15 protein-coding genes are annotated in these 21,262 nt (G+C 71.8%); 3 read left to right on the top strand and 12 right to left on the bottom strand.

All coding sequences use genetic code 11. The features are described 5' to 3' along the window. Positions 1–11 precede the first annotated feature (11 nt). The 4 genes from priA to galU form a co-directional block, all read right to left on the bottom strand. A complete protein-coding gene (gene priA, locus ACX114_RS06760; protein ID WP_459295872.1) occupies positions 12–2,405 on the bottom strand; it encodes a replication restart helicase PriA in 2,394 nt (797 codons plus the stop codon). A 180-nt stretch (positions 2,406–2,585) separates the two neighbouring features. Next, on the bottom strand, positions 2,586–3,194 hold the full coding sequence (locus ACX114_RS06755) for a glutathione S-transferase family protein (RefSeq protein ID WP_459295870.1): 609 nt from the start codon (positions 3,192–3,194) through the stop codon (positions 2,586–2,588). 101 nt (positions 3,195–3,295) lie between these two features. Then, positions 3,296–4,048, bottom strand: coding sequence for a hypothetical protein (locus tag ACX114_RS06750; RefSeq protein WP_459295868.1), 753 nt, complete (start codon positions 4,046–4,048; stop codon positions 3,296–3,298). Continuing rightward, positions 4,045–4,947 carry a UTP--glucose-1-phosphate uridylyltransferase GalU gene (galU, locus tag ACX114_RS06745; RefSeq protein WP_014394178.1) on the bottom strand — a complete coding sequence of 301 codons (903 nt, stop codon included), beginning with the start codon at positions 4,945–4,947 and terminating at the stop codon, positions 4,045–4,047. Before galU ends, ACX114_RS06750 begins: the two co-directional genes overlap by 4 nt. 60 nt (positions 4,948–5,007) lie before the next feature. Here galU and ACX114_RS06740 point away from each other — a divergent pair, with 60 nt between their 5' ends. Then, positions 5,008–5,877, top strand: a complete 870-nt coding sequence (locus tag ACX114_RS06740) for a PorV/PorQ family protein (protein WP_459295866.1) — start codon at positions 5,008–5,010, stop codon at positions 5,875–5,877. 4 nt (positions 5,878–5,881) lie between these two features. Here the strand turns inward: ACX114_RS06740 and ACX114_RS06735 are convergent, their stop codons facing one another. Both ACX114_RS06735 and ACX114_RS06730 read right to left on the bottom strand, forming a co-directional pair. Then, positions 5,882–11,761 (bottom strand): hypothetical protein, encoded by a 5,880-nt coding sequence (locus tag ACX114_RS06735; protein ID WP_459295864.1) that lies wholly within the window; start codon positions 11,759–11,761, stop codon positions 5,882–5,884. A gap of 77 nt (positions 11,762–11,838) precedes the next feature. Further along, a complete protein-coding gene (locus ACX114_RS06730; RefSeq protein WP_459295862.1) occupies positions 11,839–12,777 on the bottom strand; it encodes an RluA family pseudouridine synthase in 939 nt (312 codons plus the stop codon). Between the two features lie 133 nt (positions 12,778–12,910). On the opposite strand from ACX114_RS06730, the gene ACX114_RS06725 reads away from it, so the two are divergent. Continuing rightward, positions 12,911–14,437: a peptidase M3 gene (locus tag ACX114_RS06725; RefSeq protein WP_459295860.1), complete on the top strand. Its 1,527-nt coding sequence runs from the start codon at positions 12,911–12,913 to the stop codon at positions 14,435–14,437. 12 nt (positions 14,438–14,449) lie between these two features. Here ACX114_RS06725 and ACX114_RS06720 read toward each other — a convergent pair whose 3' ends face one another. The 3 genes from ACX114_RS06720 to ACX114_RS06710 all read right to left on the bottom strand — a co-directional run bounded on the left by ACX114_RS06720 (position 14,450) and on the right by ACX114_RS06710 (position 16,742). Next, positions 14,450–14,791, bottom strand: a complete 342-nt coding sequence (locus ACX114_RS06720; RefSeq protein ID WP_014394173.1) for a hypothetical protein — start codon at positions 14,789–14,791, stop codon at positions 14,450–14,452. 154 nt (positions 14,792–14,945) lie between these two features. Then, positions 14,946–15,491 carry a hypothetical protein gene (locus ACX114_RS06715; protein WP_459295858.1) on the bottom strand — a complete coding sequence of 182 codons (546 nt, stop codon included), beginning with the start codon at positions 15,489–15,491 and terminating at the stop codon, positions 14,946–14,948. Between the two features lie 213 nt (positions 15,492–15,704). After that, the gene (locus ACX114_RS06710) at positions 15,705–16,742 is read right to left on the bottom strand and encodes a hypothetical protein (protein ID WP_459295856.1); all 1,038 of its coding nucleotides are present in this window, start codon (positions 16,740–16,742) and stop codon (positions 15,705–15,707) included. A gap of 106 nt (positions 16,743–16,848) precedes the next feature. On the opposite strand from ACX114_RS06710, the gene ACX114_RS06705 reads away from it, so the two are divergent. Continuing rightward, positions 16,849–17,733: a DUF2058 family protein gene (locus tag ACX114_RS06705; protein WP_459295854.1), complete on the top strand. Its 885-nt coding sequence runs from the start codon at positions 16,849–16,851 to the stop codon at positions 17,731–17,733. Positions 17,734–17,812: 79 nt separating this feature from the next. On the opposite strand, the gene ACX114_RS06700 is transcribed toward ACX114_RS06705, so the two are convergent. The 3 genes from ACX114_RS06700 to ACX114_RS06690 form a co-directional block, all read right to left on the bottom strand. After that, positions 17,813–18,994: an acyl-CoA dehydrogenase family protein gene (locus ACX114_RS06700; RefSeq protein ID WP_459295852.1), complete on the bottom strand. Its 1,182-nt coding sequence runs from the start codon at positions 18,992–18,994 to the stop codon at positions 17,813–17,815. Positions 18,995–19,043: 49 nt separating this feature from the next. Further along, positions 19,044–20,045, bottom strand: a complete 1,002-nt coding sequence (locus tag ACX114_RS06695) for a DUF1028 domain-containing protein (protein ID WP_459295850.1) — start codon at positions 20,043–20,045, stop codon at positions 19,044–19,046. Between the two features lie 102 nt (positions 20,046–20,147). Continuing rightward, positions 20,148–21,152 carry a DUF1028 domain-containing protein gene (locus ACX114_RS06690; RefSeq protein WP_459295848.1) on the bottom strand — a complete coding sequence of 335 codons (1,005 nt, stop codon included), beginning with the start codon at positions 21,150–21,152 and terminating at the stop codon, positions 20,148–20,150. Positions 21,153–21,262: the final 110 nt, after the last annotated feature.

Below are 21,262 nucleotides of genomic sequence, written 5' to 3'. Positions count from 1 at the left end.
AGCCCGGGAGTCTACAGCATGGCCCCGGGATCCACGTCGATGACGACCTTCACTCCATTCGGCACATCCGCCAACGCCGCCTCCAACCGGGCGAGCAGTGGGGCGAGCGCCGCATGTGTCGGCGCCTTCAGGAGCAACTGCCAGCGCGTCTTGCCCCGGATTCGAGCAATCGGCGCCAGGGCCGGGCCCAGCAGGCGCACCCCCGCCGACGCTGGCGGCATGTGTCGTCCCACCAAGTTCCCCAGGAAGCGCGCCACCCCCGCCGTCTGCTCCGGGTGCTCGCCCTCCAGCCGGACGGCCGCCATGCGCGCGAAGGGCGGATAGGCCAGCGCCTTGCGCCACTCCAGCTCCTGCTTGGAGAACCCGTCGAAGTCGTGCGCCAGCACCCGCTTCACCGGCTCCGCGTCCGGGTTGTAGGTCTGCACCAGCACCCGGCCCGGGTCCTTCCCGCGCCCCGCGCGCCCCGCCACCTGGGTCAGCAGGTGGAAGGTCCGCTCAGCGGCTCGGAAATCAGGAATCGCCAGGGACGTGTCCGCCATCACCACGCACACCAGCGTCACGCCCGGGAAGTCGTGCCCCTTGGCCACCATCTGGGTGCCCACCAGCACGTCGATTTCACGCCGCGCGAAGGACGCCAGCAGCTCCGTGAGCTTCTCCGCGCTCGTCGCGGAGTCCCGGTCCAGTCGCGCCACGCGTGCGTGTGGCATCCGCTCCAGGACCTCCGCCTCCACACGCTCCGTGCCGATGCCGAGCTTGAGCAGGGGGCCGGTGCACTCGCGGCAGGCGTTCGGCACCGGGAAGGCCACGCCGCAGTAGTGGCAGACCACCCGGTTCTGCGAGCGGTGGTGCGTCATGCACACGTCGCAGTCGTGGCACTTGAGCGACAGGCCACACACCTCGCACAAGAGGATGGTGCTGTGGCCTCGGCGGTTGAGGAAGAGGATGACCTGCTGCCCCTTGGCGACCGTCTCCTCCATGGCCTGGAGCATCTGCGGGCTCAGGATGGGCGCCTCTTCCGTCACCTGGCCCTCTCGCGGACGCTCCACGCGCAGGTCCACCAGGTTGATGGTGGGCATGGGCCGGTCATCCACGCGGTTCTTCAGCTCGATGAGCTTGTAGCGGCCGGAGCGCGTATTCTGGAGCGTCTCCAGCGAAGGCGTCGCGGAGCCCAGCACCACCACCGCGCTGGCCTGCTTGCCGCGCACCACCGCCAGGTCGCGCGCCTGGTAGCGCAACTTCTCGTCCTGCTTGAAGGACGGGTCGTGCTCCTCGTCCACGACGATGAGCCCCAGGTGCTCCACCGGCGCGAACACCGCCGAGCGCACGCCGACGGCGATCTTCACCGTGCCCTTGCGCAGCGCCTGCCAGTGGAACAGCCGCTCGCGGTCCTTGAGCCCCGAGTGCAGCACCGCCACGTCGCCGCCGAAGCGGCTGCGGAAGCGCCCCACCAGCTGCGGCGTGAGCGCGATTTCCGGCACCAGCACCAGGCTGCCCAGGCCGCGCGCGAGCGTGTGCTCCACCGCGCGCAGGTACACCTCCGTCTTGCCGCTGCCGGTGACGCCGTGCAGGAGGTACGGCTGGAAGCCGCCCGCGTCGACGGCGCCCTGGAGCTCCTTCACCGCCAGGGCCTGCTCCGGGGTGAGGCGGTCCGGGCGGTTCTGCACCAGGCCCTCGCGCACGCCAGGCTGGAGCGTCACCTCCACCCATTTCACGAACTTGCGCGTGGCCAGCTTCTTCAGCGTCTCGCGCGCGCCGGGGATGGCGTGCGTCACCTCCTCCAGCGGCGCTCTTCCGCCCACCGCCAGGAGGTACTGGAGCACCGCGGCCTGCGCCGGTGCGCGGGCCAGCGCCGGAGGCACCTCCGCGACCAGCGCCTCCACGAAGAACTGGATGTCCGGCTTCGCTTCCTTCTCATCCACCGCGGTGGAGAGGCCCGGCGGCAGCGCGCCGCGGATCACCTCGCCCAGCGGATAGCGGTAGTGCTCCGCGGTGAAGCGCAGGAGCGCGATGAGGTCCTTGGGCAGGGACGGCGAGTCCTCCAGCACGCGCTGGATGGGCTTGAGCCGCACGCCGCCTTCCACCGGCGCGTTCGCGGGCCCCAGGTAGAAGCCCAGTGCCATGCCCCGGCCGAAGGGCACGAGCACGCGCTGGCCCGGGGCGAGGTTGCCGGCGAGCGCCTCCGGCACCAGGTAGGTGAACTCCCCGCGCACGGGACGGCCCACGGCGACAGAGGCAAGTTGGGCAGGGGTGGCGCTCACGACGGGGCGCACTGTACCGGCGGGATCCCGCTGCGACACTTCCCTTCCCACTTCCGTACGCCGTGTCCGCAACGGAATGGAACCGCGAGCGGGGGTCGCTCCCTGTGCCTGAGGAAAACCACCCAGCGCGAAGTGCTCCTGCTCCATGACCGACCTCTTGCCGCTCTACGTCCCCGGCCCGCCCGTCCTGCACCCGGGATCCACTGTGCCCCGGGCGTCTGACATTCCCCTTGCGTCTGGAAACACGAAGGGCCCCTTCCGGCCCTGGAGGACAGGGGGCGGAAGAGGCCCGGGTGGCCTTGAGCGAAAGAGGGACGTGCGGGCGGGCTAGCGGCCGTGGGCCTTCTTCACGGACGGGCGGTTGGACACGCGGTCCCACCACGCCATCACGTTCTTGTACGGGGCCACGGTGTCCTTCTCCCCCATGGCGAAGAGGTACTCCATGTACGGCGCGAAACAGACCTCCGCGAGCGTGAAGTCATTGCCCGCCAGGAACGGCCGGTTCGCCAGCGCCGCGTCGAGGACCTCCAGCGGACGCTTCATGCCCTCGCGGCCCTTGGCGATGTTCTCCTCGTTGTTGGTGCCCCGGAAGCGCTCCATGACGATCTTCATCGCCTGGCCGGAGAAGTAGGACTGCTCCACGCCGATGAACTGCTCCATCAGCGCGTAGGCCTTGGGGTCCGCGGGCGTCAGCGACGGGCCCGGCAGGGTGCGGTCCAGGAAGCGGGCGATGGCGCGCGACTCGTAGATGATGAAGCCGTCGTCCAGTTCCAGCGCGGGCACCACGCCAAAGGGCTGGCGGGCGATGTGCGCGGGCGTCTTCTGCTCGTGCTTCATCAGGTCGATGTTGACGAACTCGACCTCGCGGCCCTTCTCCGCCAGGACGGTGAGGACCTTGCGGGTACACGTGCTCATCGGGTTGCCATAGAGCTTCATGCGAATCGCCTCCGCGCCAGGACCCGGGGAAATCCCGGTCTTGGAACGGGCGGGACTTTCACCGTCAGTCCCGCCCATCGCAAGCGATTCGAAGCGGGCCGCTACTTGAAGAGCGTGTCCGGCACGACCGAGCGGTTGTCCGCCTTGAGGGCGGTGAAGCGCACCACGCGCTGGCCCGCCTTCCACACCTCCACGGTGCGGGGCATCCAGTCGCCGGTGGCCGGCGAGGCGTAGTCCAGGAAGCGCACGTCCCAGGTCGCCCCGGACGCGTCCGAGTAGCGCACGCGCGCGGGCCGGAAGGCGTCCTTGTAGACCCAGAACTGGGGCTTGCCCTCCGCGGGGTCTCCCAGCACGTAGGCGACCTCACCGCCGAAGCGCGCGAGCGACGTCACCTTCGTGTTGATGCCCAGCCCCTGGAGGTAGGCCTCCTGGGCGAGCTTGGTGTCCTGCACGCTGCCCGCGTCCTGCGCGAGGATGGCGCACACCTGGGCCACCAGCACGGAGATGGACGGCAGCTCCTTGCCCTCCACGCGCTTCTTGCCGGAGACCTGCACGGTGGAGGACTTGAGGCTGCTGTCCGGCGAGCTCGCGTCGAAGCGGCAGCGGCCCGGAATCTTCACGGACAGCACGCCGTCCCCCTGGAGCTCCGGGCGGTCCGTGGGGACGTTGAGGGCGGCGCCGGCTTCCCCCACTCCCGTGGCGGAGAAGATGACGGAGCCCTCCACGCGGAAGGACGACAGGCGCTTCTCCTCCCGCGTGGTGGCCATGCGCCGCAGGATGGAGCCGCCGGGCAGCACGTAGGCGCCGGCGGTGAGGGAGGCGAGGACTGCGGATACGGCGATGAGACGCTTCACGGCTTCTCCGTCTTCACGACCTCGCGCAGGTACTCCAGGAGTCCTCCGCGCAGGTCGGGGCGCTTGAGCGCATAGGCGATGTTCGCCTTGAGGTAACCCACCTTGTCACCGGCGTCGTAGCGCTGGCCCTGGAACTTGTAGCCCAGCAGACCTTCGGTCTTCTGGAGCGTGGCCAGGCCGTCCGTGAGCTGGATTTCGCCGCCCACGCCCGTGGTCTGCTTCTCCAGGATGGGGAAGATGGACGGGGGCAGCACGTAGCGGCCAATCACCGCCAGGTTCGACGGGGCGGTGCCCTTCTTGGGCTTCTCCACCACGTGGTCGATTTGGATGACGCCGTTGCCCAGGTCCTTGCCGGCGGCGATGCCGTACATGTGCGTCTCGCTCTCGGGGACCTCCATCAGCGCGATGACGGCCTTCTGGTGCTGCTGGTAGATGCGCGCGAGCTGGCCGATGCCCGGATCCTCCGAGTCGATCATGTCGTCGCCCAGGAGGACGCCGAAGGGCTCGTCGCCGATGACGCTCTTGGCGCACAGCACCGCGTGGCCCAGGCCCAGCGGCTCCTTCTGGCGCACGCTGATGATGCGCACCAGGTTCGCGATGGCGCGCATCCGGTCCGCGTCCGCCGTCTTGCCGCGCGCACGCATCGTGGTCTCCAGCTCGAACGCGATGTCGAAGTGGTCCTCGATGGAGCCCTTGCCGCGGCCGTTGATGACGACGACGTCCTCCATGCCGGCCTTCACCGCCTCCTCGACGATGTACTGGAGGGTGGGCGTGTCGACGATGGGCAGCATCTCCTTCGGCACGGCCTTGGTGGCCGGGAGGAAACGGGTGCCCAGGCCGGCGGCGGGAATGACGCACTTGCGGATGAGCTTCGCTGCCTTCGTGTCGGTGGAGGACATGGGGCGGGGAATCTATTGGTGGCCCAGAACCCCAGCAAGCCGGATAGATTCCCCCCAGCCATGCCGCTCCGTGCCATCGCCGCCGCTCTCTGCTTGACGCTGTCCGTGGTTCCCTTCGCCGCCCGGGCCGCCACGACCGAACGGGCCGACGAGCTTCGCAACGTCGCGAATGCACGGTCCCTGGGCATGGGCAGCGCCTACCGGGCCACGGGCCTGGGTGCGGACGCACTCCTGGGCAATCCGGCGGCGATGGCGCTGTACCCGGCCTACCGCATCGAGGGCACGGGCGCGTACGACCCTCGCAACAAGGAGGGCTTCCTGGGCATCACCCTGGCGGACTCCAGCAGCGGCCGGCTGGCGCTGGGCGTGGACTACCACTGGCTGTCGCTGGGGCGCGGCGGGGGGCGCACGTCCGCGAACCTGAGCACGCTGGGCGCGGCGCTGCCCCTGGGGCAGTCGCTGCTCATCGGCCTGTCGGGGCACTACCTGCGGCTGAATGGCCAGTCGCGCTTCGCCAACTCCATCACGATGGACGCGGGCATCCTGGTGCGGCTGAGCGAGCAGCTGTCACTGGGCGTGTCGGGGCACAACCTCATCGACACGGAGAACGTGGAGCTGACGCGCTACTTCTCCGCGCACACGGCCTACGTGGGGCAGGCGGTGGTGGTGGCGTTCGACATGCGCGCGGACTTCGAGACGCGCGACTCGACGGTGCTCACGTACAACACGGGCGCGGAGTACATCCTCGACCAGACGATTCCGCTGCGCGCGGGCTACACGTACGACGGCTTCCAGAAGATTTCGCGCGTGACGGTGGGCGCGGGCTTCATGTCGCCCGGGGGCGGCGGCGTGGACCTGGCGTACGAGCACGACCTGGGCGGGCTGAACGGGCGCGTGTTGTCGCTCACGCTGCGGCTCTTGGTGAACTGAGGCGTCAGCGGCCCCGGCTGGCTTCGGCGGCGTCTCTCAGGGCGAGGTAGCGCTCGGAGGCGGCGAAGCGGACCAGTTCCTCCAGCTCTGAATCGTGCGGGCGGCGGGCGCGCAGCACGGTGAGCGCGGGCCCGGGGCCTCCGCAGGCGACGAGCCCCGCGCGGTTGGCGGAGTCGCGCGCGGCGGCGACGAGCAGGCTCGCGTCGAAGTCGCGGGTGCCGGGCTCCATCAGGAGGGCGGCGCGCTCCAGGGCCCTGGGGGACAGGGACTCGCGCACCACGCGGGCGTCGTCACCGGCGTCCTTGGGGTTCTTGAGGACGGAGGACAACAGCGCGAGCGCGCGCAGCAGGTGGTCCTTGCGCAGGGCGCGCAGGGCGAGCAGGTCCGGTGACAGCGAGAACAGCGCGCGGCCGGCGTGGAAGCGCAGCTCGGCGTTGGTGGGAGGCTGCTGCACGAGGAGCCGGCCCACGACGAGGCGCGGGGCGGTGGTGTGCAGCGGGGTGATGTTGGCGCTGTCGTCGTCGCCCGCGACGAGTTCCGGCAGGGGCACGCCCAGGAGGCGCGCGGCGGCGTTGAGCGCGTCGAGCACGGCGGCGGCGCCCGGGCCGGAGGAGGCGCGCAGGGGCTCCGTGGTGCTGGCGATGCGCGCGGGCGACGGGAACAGCCGGCACAGCGCGATGCCCACGCACGCGAGCAGCTCTCCGGACGGGGTGCGCAGGCCCGGGTGGCGCAGACCAGCGCGCTCCTGGTTGGTGAGGGGCGCGCGCTGCACGCGGGGCGCGGAGACGTCGCGGCCCTCCAGGGCGTCCGCGAGCTCGCGCATGAGCGCGGCGCGGGTGGCGTCACCGCGCTGGTCGAAGTGGTCCACGAGGCCGCGGTAGGGCTTCGGGTCGAGCGGGCGCTCGCGCACGAGCTTGAAGACGAGCGGCTCCGCGGAGGTGGAGTCCGCGGGGGGCTCGGCGTCCGGGACGGCGGCGGGGGTCTCACGGGTCTCGGTGGAGCCCACGGTGGGGCGGCCACTGGCCTGGGGAGGACGCGTGGGGGCCGGGCCGGAGACGGTGCCTTCGGGGCGGCCGGCGCGGTGGATGCGGCGCACGGGGTCCATGCGGCCAGGAGGTGCTTCCCACGCGATGACGCTCGTGGCTTCCACGGGCCCGGCGCCGAGCTCCTGCGCGTCCTCGTCTTCGTCCTCGGAGGGAATCTGGCTGAGGAGCGGGATGTCGGGCGGGGCTTCGGGAGCGCCGCGGCCCTTCGAGGGAGGCGCGACGGGGCGCGAGGCTCCGGCCATGGCGCGAGGCGCGGGGGCTGGGGGTTCCACGCCGCTGGCGGACAGTGGGGCACGGGGCGCGGCGGGAGGTTCCACGCCACTGGCGGACAGTGGGAGCCGGGGCGCGTGTCCAGCGCGTGGGGCGCGTTCCACGCGGGATGGGGCTTCGCGGATCTGCGTGCCCGCGTTCTTGGAGGAACGGGCGTTGTCGTCGGAGGCGGTGGCGGCCTTGCGCGACGCTGGGGCTTCGGGCTCCGCGTCTGGAGGGAGCGCGGCTCCGAAGGCCGTGGTCCTTTCGCGCGGAGGCGTGGCGGCGCGCTGCTTGCGGTCGAGCGCGGAGGCTGCGTCGTCCGGCGTGGGGCCGGGCTCCTGGCCCGAGCCGCCGCGAGACGGCTTCGCGGCCCGGGCCATGCCGCTGGGCGCGGGGGCGGACTCCGCGAGGGAGACAGGGCTCTCCGCTGGCGCCTTCGCGGCGCGACGGGGAGGCTCCGCTTCCGGCGACGTGCTCGAGACCGCACCGTGACGGCCGGACGGAGCCTTCGGCTGGCGAAGAGCGTCCGTGCTCGCGGCCGTCGCGCCGACGGGGGCGTTACGGCTGGACGCGGCCTTCTGCTGGCTTGCGGCGTCCGTGCTGGATGCGGTGGCGCCGACGGATGCGTGACGGCCGGACGGAGCCTTCGGCTGGCTTGCGGCGTCCGCGCCAAATGCGGCACCGACTGGTGAGTGGCTTCCGGAGGGTGTCTTCGGCTGCTTGGCGTCGCCCGTGCTGGATGCCGTGGCGCCGACAGGGGCGTGACGGCTGGACGCGGTCTTCGGCTGGCGGGTGGCATCCGCGCCAAATGCGGCACCGTCGCGGCCGGACGGGGCCTTCGGCTGGCTTGCGGCGTCCGTGCTCGCGGCCGTAGCACTGACAGAGGCGTAACGGCCGGATGGGGTCTTCGGCTGGCGGGTGGCATCCGCGCCGGATGCAGCTGTTCCTGCGGCAGCGTCGCGACCAGACGGAGTCTTCGGCTGGCGTGCGGCGTCCGTACCCGGCGATGCGGTGCCAACCGGCGCGTGGCTTCCGGAGGGTGACTTCGGATGGCGCGTGGCTTCCGTGGGGAACGGTGCGGTTCCTACCGACGCATGGCGTCCCGAGGGAGCCTTGGGTTGCCGAGGTGCTTCCGTGGCGGACAATGCGGTGTCCACCGGTGCGTGACGCCCCGAAGGGGCCTTGGCCGGGAGGTCGACCTCCGCGCCCGGCACAGTATCCGCGAGGGAGGCAGGGCTCCCCACCGGAGCCTTCCCGGATGCGGGGCGGCGCTGCGCCTCCGTTCCTTGGGCGGTGTCTCCTACCGACGCGTGCCGTCCGGAGGGGGCCTTTCCAGGCTGCGACGCTTCCGCGCCTCGCTCTGCGTCCTTCCGCGACGCGCGCTCAGCCGTGTCACTCCGCGCCCCTGCGCGTCCTCGCTTCTTGTTGCCAGGAGCCGCGTCGAGTTCCTCGCCTGCCGCGTTGCCGCGTCCCTTGCGCGGAGTCGCGCTGGCCCCTGGCGAGCGCTTCTCCTGTGCGTTGGCGGACGAGGCCTCCTCCGCCTGGAGCAGCGAGGGGACGTCCGTGTTGGACGTCACCTCGTCGGACAGGTCCTTGCGCTTCGCCGCGGGCACCCGGCCCGTGGCGACCGGCGGCGCGACGAGCACCGACGGCGGCGGCACGCCTACGGCCTGCGCTGGCGCCGGACGCGCGGGCTCCTGCGACGGCGGACGGGCGCGCTGCTCGCGGGACTTGCGCAGGCTCTCGGCGCGGCGCGCGTAGAGGCGGGCCTTCTCGGTGTTGTGCAGCACCTCGCGGCAGAAGAGCGCGAGCCGCTCCCACGTGTGCTGGCGCTCCTCGTCGTCCTCCGTCGCGGTGGCCGCGTTCTCCAGCGCCCAGGCGGCCTCGCCAAACTGCTCGCGCTCGGTGCAACGGTCCGCGAGCAGCAGCCAGGCTTCCTTGTGCCCCGGTTCGAAGCGCACGGCCTGGCGCAGCTCCGCCAGGGCCGCACCCGCGTCGCCCATCGCCTCCAGTGTGGCGACGCGCTCCAGGTGCGCCTTGCGCGCGGCCGGCCCCCGAGGCTCCCGCGCGAGCTGCGCGTGCAGCAACGCACTCAGCGCGGGCAGGTCGCCCAGGCGGCGCGCGAGCGCCAGCAGATGCTCCCGGGGTTGATCATTGTCCGGGCTCTCCGCGAGCACCTCCGCCCAGGCCCACTGCGCGATGCGCAGGTCGCCCAGGGACTCCTCCGCGGTCTGCGCGAGCACCCGCAGCGCCTCCAGGCGATCCGGCGCGCGGCGCGGCGCGGCGGCACAGGCGGCGCGCAGACGCTCGACCTGGGCGAAGCGCTCATCGTCGGAGACGCTGCGCACCAGCCCCGCGAGCACCGGCAGCATTCCGGGCACCAGCGCATCCGCGGACTCGAAGTCCTCGCGCGCCTTCGCGGGGTTGCCCATGTTCAGCTGCCGCTCGCCTCGCGTCAGCAGCGCCACGGCGCGGGCCCGCGAGGTCCTCGCCCGGGAGATCGCGTCATCGAGCGCCCGGCGCACGAGCGAGGCGTCCTCCCGCTGCGACAACAGCCGGACCTGTTCACGCAACGCCGTGCGCTCACCGGTCAGCTCGACGATCTCCCGGTACATGCGCGCGGCGCCCGCGGAGTCCTGGAGCTCGTTCTCCATCACCTCCGCGAGCCGCGTGAGGGCTTCGGCGCGCTCGGGGGCGTCCTTCGCGCGGTCCGCGCGCTTGAGGTACAGCTGGGCCAGCTCGCGCCACGCACTGCGCGCGATGAGCTGGGCCTCCTGGCGCTGGGACTGTGCCCGCTCCGAGCCCTCGTCCACGGTGCGTGCCGAGGCCGGTGCATCCGAAGCGGGGGGAGCGGCGGCCTTCGCGGCGGAGTCCGCCTGCGGGAAGACGACTTCCGAAGTCGCTTCCTCCTCGTCGAACGCGGGCTTCGCGGTGGAGGGGACCAGCACGGAGGCCCGTCGCGGAGCGGATGGCTTCCCGTCACGGGACTGCGTTGACGTAGAGGCGCCCTTCTCCGCTTCGACACGCTCAGGCGGGATGATCTCCGAGGTCGACTCCTCGTCGTCGAACGCCATCGCTGGCGCTCCCGGCACCAGCACCGCGCTGGACGGACGCGGAGGGTTCACTTCCGACGTCGCTTCGTCCGCATCCGACTGAAGAGGGGACGCCTTGGAGGCCGATGCGTCCTCGCTGGAGGCCTTGGCTTGCGCTCCAGCAGCGGATTCGGATGGAGGCGGAGGGAGGATCTCCGACGTCGATTCGTCTTCGTCGAAGGCCTTGGAAGGAGCTCCCGGCACCAGCACCGCGACAGGCGAACGCGATTCTTCAGGACCGGAGGCCTTCGAGGGTGCGGGCTTCTCGTCGACGGCCTGTGCGTCATCGGCGGGCAGCGCTTCCTCGAGCTTCTTGCCAAAGACCTGCGTCGACTCGAACAACGGCGGAGCAGGTGGCGCGGCAGCAGGCGTCCGCGTCGCACTCGCTGGCGAGGTTCCACCGGCGTGCTCAGGCGCCTTTGCCGCGCCCGACAACATCAGCGCACTCAACGCCGTGATGACGTGTTCAGGCACCGTCGCGGACGGCGAGGTGCTCGACGGCGCGACAACGGGCGCAGGCGCATCCGTGGTGTTCCCGGATGACGAAACGTTGGCCTCGCCAACAGCGCTCTCAACCCGAGGCGCCTCGTCCACGGACGACGATGCACCGGAGCCCTCGGGGGCCCTATCTCCCGGCGCTTGCGCAGCGACTTCAGGGTGCACCGTGTCCGGTGCCTTCGCGACAACCTCATCGAGCTTGGGTGACTCGACGGGCCCGACGCCGGAGTCCGTCTCGCTCGGTGCAACGGTCTTCGCGACCTGCGGCGGCGTCACCACCCGGGCCTTGCCCGGCCCCTCGTCGTCCCAGGGGAACTCCGGTCCTCGCGACGCCAGCCGTGCCGGTTCCGCCCACTCGCCCAGCGGGACCTGCACCGTGGCCGCCCGGGGAGCCCACGCCTGCGGAGCCGGCACCGCCACCACCGGCATCTCCACCACCGTGTTGCCCAGCTCCGGATCCGACAGCGCCAGCGCGGACACCTCCACGGTCTTCGTCCGGGACTCCTCGTCCTCCGCCGGGAGTTGCGGGGCCGGCTTCGCCTTCGCCACCCGCTCGCGCAGCACGTCGAGCACGAAGCGGGCCCGGGCGTCGTCCGGCGAGTCCATCAACAACCCGTTGAGCACCGCCGCGGCGCGCGCTTCCTGCCCCGTGCGCCGCAACACCCGCGCCAGCTGACGGCGGACCTCGCGGCGGACCTCGCCCCGCTCCGTCACCATCGCCGCGTCCAGCAGGGTGATGACCGCGCGCTCCGTGCCCGCCTTCAGCGCGCACCGGACCAGCACCGCCGCGAGCCGGGGCGTCATCGGCAGGGAGCGGCTGGCGGACACCAGGCCGGAGTACGCCCGCGCCGCCTGCCCCTCCTGGAGCAGCCGAGCAGCGTCGCGGCAGATCCGGGCCACCGCGCCTCGCACGTCCTCTCCTCGCGAGCCCAGCTCCGGTCCGCGCAGGGAGGGCTCCGGCGTCCGTGGGCCCTTGCCGTGTCTCCCGCCACCCATGAAGCCCCCAGTCTACACACGATGCGCGCGACGGGGGCATCCTGTCCGTCGGCCCAGGGCCCTGGTTTTCCAGGTTCTCAGGGCGCGTCCACGGCCACGATGGGCCCCTCCGGAACGCGCAGGCCCGCCGACTCGAAGAAGGCCCGCAGGTCCTCCGGCACCGGCGCCTCCAGCCGCAGCGGCCGGCCCGTGCGCGGATGCCCCAGCTCCAGCGCGTGCGCATGCAGCAGGCAGCGCGGCGCCATCAGGCCCCCCGCGCTCCCCGCGCCGCCGTAGCGAGCGTCCCCCAGGATGGGGTGCTCCAGCGCCGTCAGGTGCGCCCGGAGCTGGTGCGTGCGTCCCGTCCGGGGCAGCAGCTCCACCAGACTGAACGCCTCTCCCGCGAACAGCGTCCGGTAGTCCGTCCACGCGGGCACGCCATTGGCCGCGCGGGTCGCCCGCCAGCGCCCTGGCCGAGACGGGTCCTTCGACAGGGGCAGGTCCACCGTGCCGCCCGCCTCAAGCCCCGGCCCCGTCGCCGCGAGGTAGCGCTTGCGCGCGGTCCCCTCCCGGAAGGCCTCGGCCAGCGCGGAGGTGGCGGCGGCCGTCTTGCCGAACACCGTCACCCCGGACGTCTCCCGGTCCAGCCGGTGCACCAGCCCCGCCTGCCGGCCCAGGTGCTCGCTCACCAGGTCCACCAGGCTCCCGCCCACGCGGCCTTCCGTGGGCTGCGCGTTCAGGCCCGCGGGCTTGTCCACCGCGATGACGTCCGCGTCCTCGAACAGCACGCGCAGGGGCGCCGCGGGCTTCGCCGTCTCCAGCGGGCTCTGCCCCGCTTCCTCCAGCACCACCGTCACCACCTGCGCGGCCAGGAGCTTCACCGCCCCATCCCGCGCGCGACGCCCCGCCACGTACACGGCGCCCACGTCCACCAGCCGCCGCACATCCGCCACCGGCAGCGCCAGCTCCGCCGCCACCGCGTCCACCAGGGCGCGCCCCACGTGCGCCCCCTCCGCCCGGAACGTCCGGCGCTTCATCGCGCGCCGCCCCTTTCCAGCAGGGACTCCAGGGGGGCATGCGGACAGGCAACGGAAGCAAAGGACATGGCGCGACACTCTATGCGCGTGCTCCCTGCCCTGACGCGGGCTTCCTGTTACCTTCCGCGCCGCCATGGACCGCCCCCTGCTCTCCGTCCGGTCGCGGCTGGATGACTTCCTCGCCGAGCTGGCCACCCTCCAGTACCGCTACGGCGCCGGACTCTCCCCGGACCTCCCCGTCGCCCGCCTGTACGCGTCCTTCCCGGAGCTGTCCTCGCCGGAGACCTTCGCCGCCGCCAACGAGGCGCTCGCCCGCGCGAAGGGCAAGGACGACCCCGACCCCGTCACCCTCCGCCGCATCACCCTGGTGCGCGAGCTCATCGCCACCCAGGTGGAGGAGTCGCTGGCCCTGCCCGCGGCGGACGCCGTCGTCGCGCTGGAGGCCCGCTCCCACATCCCCGCGGACGACACGACGCTGTCGCTGGCCCAGGCCCTGTCCCAGATTCCCCGCGAGCCCAGCCGCTCCCGCCGCGCCCTGCTGGAGCGCGGCGCCGGTAACTTCCTCTGGGACCACCGGGGCCCGTACGGAGACCGACGCGACGCCTCCCTCCAGGCCGCGGAGGTGCTGGGCTTCCCGGACTACCCCTCGCTGCGCCAGGACGTGACCGGCATCGACGCGGGCAAGCTGGCCGAGGCCGCCGAGGAGACCCTCAAGCGCACCGAGGACGCCTACCGCGACGTGCTGGCCTACGTCCTGCGCAAGCTGGAGCCCACCCTGCGTCCGCTGCCCGGCGGCGAGGCGCGGCGCCATGACGTGCAGCACGCCCTGCGCGCCCCGTGGATGGACGCGCACTTCCGCCGCGAGGACACCGTCCCCGCCGTGATGCGCTGGCTGTCCGACTGGGGCCTCCACCCGGAGGCCGGCGGCCGCATCCGGTTGGACGACGAGGCCCGCCCCGGCAAGGCGTCACGCCCCTTCGTCGCCGCCGTGCGCGTGCCCCACGAAATCCGTCTGGTCATCCAGCCCCGAAGCGGCATGGACGCGCTGGGCGACCTGCTCCACGAAATGGGCCACGCGTGGCACCTGGCCCACGTGGACGCGGACGCCCCCATGGAGCTGCGCCGCCTGGGCGACGCCTCCGTCACGGAAGCGTTCGCCGCCACCTTCGAGCGGCTCCTGCTGTCTCCGCCCTGGCTCAAGCGCTACCTGGGCCTGCCGTCCGGCACGACGAAGGACGCCATCCGCCTGGCCGCGTTCCAGGCCCTGGCCGTGCTGCGCCGCCACTGCGCGAAGCTGTCCTACGAGCTGTCCCTCACCACGAAGGGCGCCTCCGCCGACCGCGCAGACGAATACGCCGACGGCCAGCGCCGCGCCCTCTTCGCGCAGCCGCACCCGGGCTTCTTCCTGCATGACGTGGATTCACAGCTCTACGTCACCCGCTACCTGCGGGCCTGGGCCCTGGAGACCCGGCTCACCGCGCACCTGCTGGAGCGGTTCAACGAGGACTTCTGGCGCAACCCCGCCGCCTTCACCTGGCTCAAGGGGCTCTTCGCGCGGGGCGGCGCCGCCGACGCGGAGGGACTGGCCACGGAGGTCTCGGGCACGCCGCTGGCGCTGCCCGAGGCGGGAGCGCGCCTCGTGGCCATCCTCAACCAGTAGGGAGTACGGCCCCTACTTCTTCTTGGCGCGCAGCGCGCGGACGATCTTGTCCTTCGCCGCGTTGGCAGGAGCGACCTCGCGGGCCGGCGCCTTGGAGGCGTTGGCCGCGGTGCGCGTCTGGCCGGTGCGCGCGCGCATGGCCTTCATCAGCTGCATCTCGATGACGAGCAGCTCGTCCGCCAGCTCCGCGTTCGCACCGGCGGCGCGGGGCAGCGGCGCGCTCTTGCTGGGAGCGCCCGCGCCATGACGCATGCGCAGGGCCTTCTCCTCCGTGGCCGTCAGCGTGGTGGACTTCTCCAACGCCGCCTTGACCTCTTTGGCGGTCAACGTGCTACTTCCGACCTTGCGCTCCATCTCCGCTCCCTTCGTTGTGCACGCCTGAACACCCGAGCATGTCAGATGCGTCTGGGCCGCAACCGACGAGGATTGTAGAGGACGCAAGAGGGCCGTCAAAATTTCTTCCAACAGGCCGCTGCCAGTCTGTAGCGACCCGCCCCACCCGCTACAGCTACAGGTGCATCCCCAAGCCCAGGAACGTGGAGCGCAAGCTCTGTCGCTCCCCGGAGAATGGGGAGCCCCTGGCGGAGAAATTCTGGTAGCGCGCCTCGGCGGAGAGGAAGAGGTCCTCCCCCAGCTCCAGCCCCACGCCGCCGCAAAACTCGAAGCCCAGCTGGAGCACGCGGCTGCCCAGCGTGTCCGGGGCCACCGACTGGGGCCGGGAGTGGGGCACCAGCATGCTGGCCCCCACGCCCAGGAAGGGCCGCACCCGGGTGTCCCCCAGGGGCACCACGCGCACGGAGATGGGCGTCACCTCCGTCAGGTGCCGGCTGGACGCCAGGTGGCCACCCACCTCCAACACCGCCCCCGGCTTGCGGTACGCCCAGCCCAGGCCCGCGCTGTAGCCCACCGTGCGCGCCGCCTCCGCTTCGCCCTGGAGCACGTAGGCCCCCAGCGGCGCGACGGTGATGCCCAGGTTGCGGACGGGTTCGGCGGGGGCCGGGGTCGCCAGGAGTGCGAGCCCGGCACACGCCAGGGGGAGGGCGGAGCGGAACATGGCCTCCCGTGAGAGCAAGGCCAGGGCCAGGGGGGTTCCCCAGCCGCGTCAGGCACTTGCGGGGAGGCCCGGGCGGAGGCGGCGGCCCGTGCAGGACACGGCCGTCACAGCCCCCGAAGGCCGCGCGCGCCTCCGAGCCTCAGGGAACCTCTGGCCGTGAAACCGTGGGGCTTCCAACGGCCAGGGAGGCTCGGCGGCGCGCGGCGGGGTGCGTCAGTTCCCCTCGCCCTCGTCTTCCGGGTCGGGGGCGCCGGGCGTGGCGCCCGGGGTGGCGGTCGAGTCCCCGGCCTTCTTGCGCGGGATGCCGAAGTGGTCCAGCGCGTCCGCGATGCCCTGGGGCTTGTCCGCGTCTGGCAGGAAGTCCTGGGGCGGCTGCAGCGCGGGGTCCTTGCCAATCTCCGTCAGGCTGGACTCCAGCGTCATGCGCAGCTCCGCGGCCTCCGGGGTCTTCTCCTGGGGCACGCCGAGGCGGCCGTCCAGCCGGGCCTTGAGGACGACGGACGTGGCCGCGTCCACCAGCACCTCGCCCTCCAGCGAGCGCGGCAGCCGGTGCGCGAAGAAGTTGGCGCGGCGCTTCGTCGTCTCGTCCGCGTTCTTGGGCGTGAAGGCGGCGGGCAGGTTCTTGGTCGCGGCGGCCTGCTGGGGTTCGCCCAGGGACACGTTGTACTTCCACGCGGTGCGCCCCTCGTGGGTGACGGTGCCCGCGGGGGTGAGCTTGATGCGGCCCTGGAAGAGGCTGTCGAAGTCGCGGATGGCGCCCGTCAGCTCCGTGCGGGTGCGCTCGGCCATGCCGCGGTCGCGCAGGCGCTGGCGGTACGGGCCGTAGCGGTTGCGCGCGAACACCTGCCCCTTCACGCGCATCACCTCCAGGCCCTGGTCCCGGGAGTTCTCCAGGATGCCGTGGAAGTCGCCGTTGACGCCCCCGGGGACCGCGCGGAAGGAGCGCGTCTCCGTGAGCTTCACGGGGTTGTTCCCGTTGGGGCCGGCCCACTCGTAGCTGAGGGTGGACTGGAAGAAGTGCGGGCCCAGCCGCTCGGTCACCTCCGCGGCGTCCATGCCCAGGATGCGGCGGGACACCTGGGGGTTGTCCGCGACGTCCTCCGGCGGCAGCTTCTCCTTCGCCGAGGCCACCACCTTCGGCGGGTCCTCCGGCGAGAAGATGCGGGCCTTGGCCGCCTTGTCGACGGGGTCGGAGCAGCCGGTGGCTGCCAGGACCAGGGCGAGGGCGGCGGACTTCGTCAGACTTCTCACGGAACCTCCACGACCATGACGGCGGGGGCGGCAAGTTACGTGGGGGGGACATGAGCGGCAAGCGGTGGCTTGCGTGCGGCCGTGCAAGGGATAGAACGCCCAACCCATGCAGAACCTGCGAGACAAGTTGTTGAAAGCGGGCCTCGTCTCCGAGGAGCAGGCCAAGAAGTCCGACTCCACGCCCTCGGCGCCACGGCGCCAGGAGGACCACCGGGGGAGCGCTCCACGCGCCCCGGCCCCTCGCGGACGTGATGAGAATCGGACAGCCGGAGGCCCGCCGCGCCGCGATGACCGTGGAGGGCCGCCGCGCCGCGAGGGCGGTGGCGGTCCGCCGCGTGGCGCCGGAGGTCCCCCTCGCCAGGGTGCGGGCGGTCCGCCGCGCCAGGGTGGAGGCTTCCGGGGCGGCCCCCAGGGCGGGTTCGGCGCCAACGCGCGTCCGGGCGGCGCTCCCGCGGAGAAGCCCATCCCCAAGCTGCCGCCCATGCCGGGCTCCAAGGCCTACCAGCGCGCCGAGTCCAAGAAGCAGGTGGAGCTGGACCGCGCCCTGCGCGAGCTGGTGCTCGGCGCCCAGGTGCCCCAGGAGCCGGGTGAGACGGCGTTCTACTTCATGACGCGCAAGGGAAAGCTGCGCCGCATGGAGCTGAGCCCCGCGCAGGCCAAGCAGTTGGAGGACGGCGAGCTGGGCGTGGTGGAGCGTCCGGAGCCCGCGCAGATCGAGCACTCGCTGGTGCCCGCCGCCGTGGCCGAGCAGATGTTCGCGCTGTCGCAGAAGGCCGTGCGCTTCTTCAACCGCAAGGAGAACCCCGTCGGCTTCATGAACGACGAGGAGCTCAAGGCGCAGCAGGCGGCGGAGGCCTCCGGCACCGCGGTGGAGACGCCCGACGAGCCCGAGGCCGCCGCGGAAGGCTCCGAGGAGGGCGAGGCGTCCTCCGAGGCCACCGCGTCCGAGTCCCCTGGCGAGCCGAACAGCGAAGGCGGCACCCAGTCCTGATGTCTCTTCCCGTGCCCTCCCCTCCCTCCCATCCGGGAGCGAGGGGAGGCGCGGCTTCCACCGGACGTCCGCGCTCGCCTCAGCCGAACGCGTCGATGCCGGTGATGGCCTTGCCCAGCACCAGCGTGTGCACCTCGTGGGTGCCCTCGTAGGTGAAGACAGACTCCAGGTTCAGCATGTGGCGCACGGGCGGATAGTCGTCCGTGATGCCGTTGGCGCCGTAGATGCTGCGGGCCACGCGGGCGATGTCGAGCGCGCTCTTCACGTTGTTGCGCTTGGCCAGGCTCACCATCACGGGGTTGCTCTTGCCCTCGTCCTTGAGGCGCGCGAGCCGCAGGCTCAACAGCTGCGCCTTGACGATCTCCTGGAGCATGTCCGCCAGCTTCTCCTGCGTGAGCTGGTAGCCGGCGATGGACTTGCCGTCGAACTGCGTGCGGGACAGCGCGTATTCGCGCGCGCCCTCGAAGCACGCGATGGCCGCGCCCGTCACCGCGAACGCGATGCCGGCTCGCGCGTTGTTGAGGCACGACAGCGGACCGCGCAGGTCCACGACGCCGGGCAGCACGTTGCGGTCCGGCACGCGCACGTCCTGGAAGGACAGCTCGCTGGTGCGTGACGCGCGCAGGGAGAACTTGCCGGGAATCTCCCGCGCGCTGAAGCCGGGCATCCCCTTCTCCACCAGGAAGCCGCGCACGGACTCCGGGCCGCCGTCGTCCGTCTTCGCCCACACCACCGCGACGTCCGCGATGCTGCCGTTCGTAATCCACGCCTTGGTGCCGTTGAGCACCCAGGTGTCCCCGTCCTTCCGGGCGCGGGCGCGCATGCCGCCGGGGTTGGAGCCGAAGTCGGGCTCGGTGAGGCCGAAGCAGCCGATGAGCTGCCCCTTCGCCATGCCCGGCAGGAAGCGCGTCTTCTGCTCCTCGCTGCCGTAGGCGTGGATGGGGAACATGCACAGCGAGCCCTGCACGGACGCGAAGCTGCGCAGGCCGGAGTCACCGCGCTCCAGCTCCTGCAACACCAGGCCGTAGCTGACGGTGTTCATCCCCGCGCAGCCGTAGCCCTGGAGGTTCGCGCCCAGCACGCCCAGCTCCGCCAGGCCCGGGATGAGGTGCGCGGGGAAGGTGCCGTCGCGGAAGTGCTTGCCGATGATGGGCAGCACCTCCGAGTCCACGAAGCGGGCCACCGCGTCGCGGGCGGCCTTCTCCTCGGCGGACAGCAGGTCGTCGATGCGGAACAGGTCGGTGATGTCGGCGCGGGGCATGGCGGCGAGCTTGGCGTCGCCACGCGGGAGCCGTCAAACCACCGGTGCCTCAGTGCTTCGCGGGCGCGAGCGCTTCCAGGTCCGCGTCGCGCAGGAAGTTGACCAGCGGACCGTCGATCTTCCGCTGGCCGTCCACCACCACGGTCGGCTTGAGGAAGAAGCTGTTGTTCCAGTTGAAGTCATACAGCGCTGCTTCCGCGGCGTCGTTCCAGGTCGCGTCCATGCGGCCGCGGTAGTACCCGAGCTTGTGCAGCACGCGCTTCACGACCTTCGTCGTCTCCTTGTCCAGCGGGATGAGGTCCGACGCGTACGGCGCCGCGACGCCCGCCTGGTAGCGGTTCATCTCCACGTCCAGCTCCCGCAGCGCGTTCTTGCTGCTGTGCACGACGGCGTCCGCGAGCACCTTCGTGTAGAAGACCGCCTCGTTCTCCGAGCTCCAGACGCGGATGACGCCGGAGCGCTCGCCGTTGTTGTCGCCGCCCACCCGGGCCCCCGCCTTGAGCGACGCGAGCAGCCGCTGCGGCAGGCTGCCCGTGGCCTTCTGGAAGCCCAGCGCCATGGCGTCGCAGATGGTGGCGGTCGTCTGGTTGTTGGCCTGCACCACGAAGGTCGCGCCCTTCACGACGCAGCGCTGCGAGGCGCTCTCCGCGCCGGTCTGCTGGCCCACGGTGATGGTGCCGTCGGCATTGAGCTTCACCGCGGCGAGCTGGCGGTAGTCCGCGTAAGGGTCCACGGTGAACACGTAGTCGACGGCGGCCTGGGCCGTGTCGCCCGCGTCGGTGCGGGCGATGATCGCCTCGGCGTCATCCACCGAGGGGTAGAACATGGAGGCCACCGCCACGTCCGGACGGCCATAGGGCACCAGGCCGCTGATGCCCGCGGGGAAGGAGATGCTGGCCACGCCGCAGGACTTCTCCACCGCGTCGCACGCGACGATGGCGCGAGTGCCGAGGACGCGCGGGTTGATGCCGGTGGGCGCCGCGGCCAGGGCGGACGTGGACGCGAACATCAAACAGGAGGCGGCCAGCAGGCCACGAGGGAAGGTCTTCATGGGCAATGGACCTCGATGCAGTGAGTGGAGACTGGGCCTCACACAGGCGCGGGCACTGCGGCCCGCGCCCATGTTCAGCGAGAGGACGGAGACAGCGGTGCTTCACTCCCCGCCGGGGATGAGCGCCTTCGGATCCACGTTGCGCAGGTAGTTGACCAGCGCGCCGTCGATCTTCCGCTGGCCGTTCACCACCACGGTCGGCTTGAGGAAGAAGAGCGTGTTCCAGTTGAAGGCATCCAGCGCCGCTTCGGCGGCGTCGTTCCAGGTCCCGTCGATGACACCGGTGTAGTACCCGGCCACGGACAGCGTGCCCTTCACGACCTTCGCCGTCTCCGCGTCGAGCAGGATGAGGTCCGACGCATACGGCGCGGCGATGGTCGCCTGGTAGCGGTTCATCTCCACCTCCAGGTCCTTCAGCGCGGTCCGGCTGCTGTGCACGACGGCGTCCGCGAGCACCTTCGTGTAGAAGGTCGACTCGTTCTCCGAGGTCCAGACGCGGATGACGCCGGAGCGCTCACCGTTGTTGTCGTGGCCCACCCGGGCCCCCGCCTTGAGCGACGTGAGCAGCCGCTGCGGCAGGCTGCCCGTGGTCCGCTGGAAGGCCGACGCCATGGCGTCGCAGATGGTGGCGGTCGTCTGGTTGTTGGCCTGCACCACGAAGTTGGCGCCCTTCACGGCGCAGCGCTGCGGGGCGTTCTGCGCGCCGGTCTGCTGGCCCACGGTGATGGTGCCGTTGGGGTTGAGCTTCACCACGGCGAGCTGGCGGTAGTCCGCGTACGGATCCACGGAGAAGACGTAGTCCACCGCCTGCTGGGCCGTGTTGCCCGCGTCGACGCGCGCGAGCACCGCCTCGGCGTCATCCACCGAGGGGTAGAACATGGTGGCGATGGCCACGTCCGGGCGGCCGTAGGGCACCAGGCCGCTGATGCCCGCGGGGAAGGAGATGCTGGCCACGCCGCAGGACTTCTCCACCGCGTCGCACGCGACGATGGCGCGCGTGCCCATGAGGCGCGGGTTGGCCTTGCCCGTGGGGGCCGCGGCGAGGGCGGACGTGGACGCGAACATCAGGCAGGAGGCGGCCAGCAGGCCGTGCTTGAGCGACTTCATTTTCAGGGGACTCCGGTTCGGGAGGTGTTGTCTTGAAGAGCCCCCGGCATCGCGAATGATGCATTTCGCCATGCACGCGCAGTCCGAATTCGCGCGCGCGGTCCTATGCT

It is taken from the genome of Corallococcus sp. M7 (genome assembly GCF_054512695.1).
The sequence above is the reverse complement of the archived record's forward strand: the minus strand, read 5'-3'. Positions and strand labels throughout refer to the sequence as shown.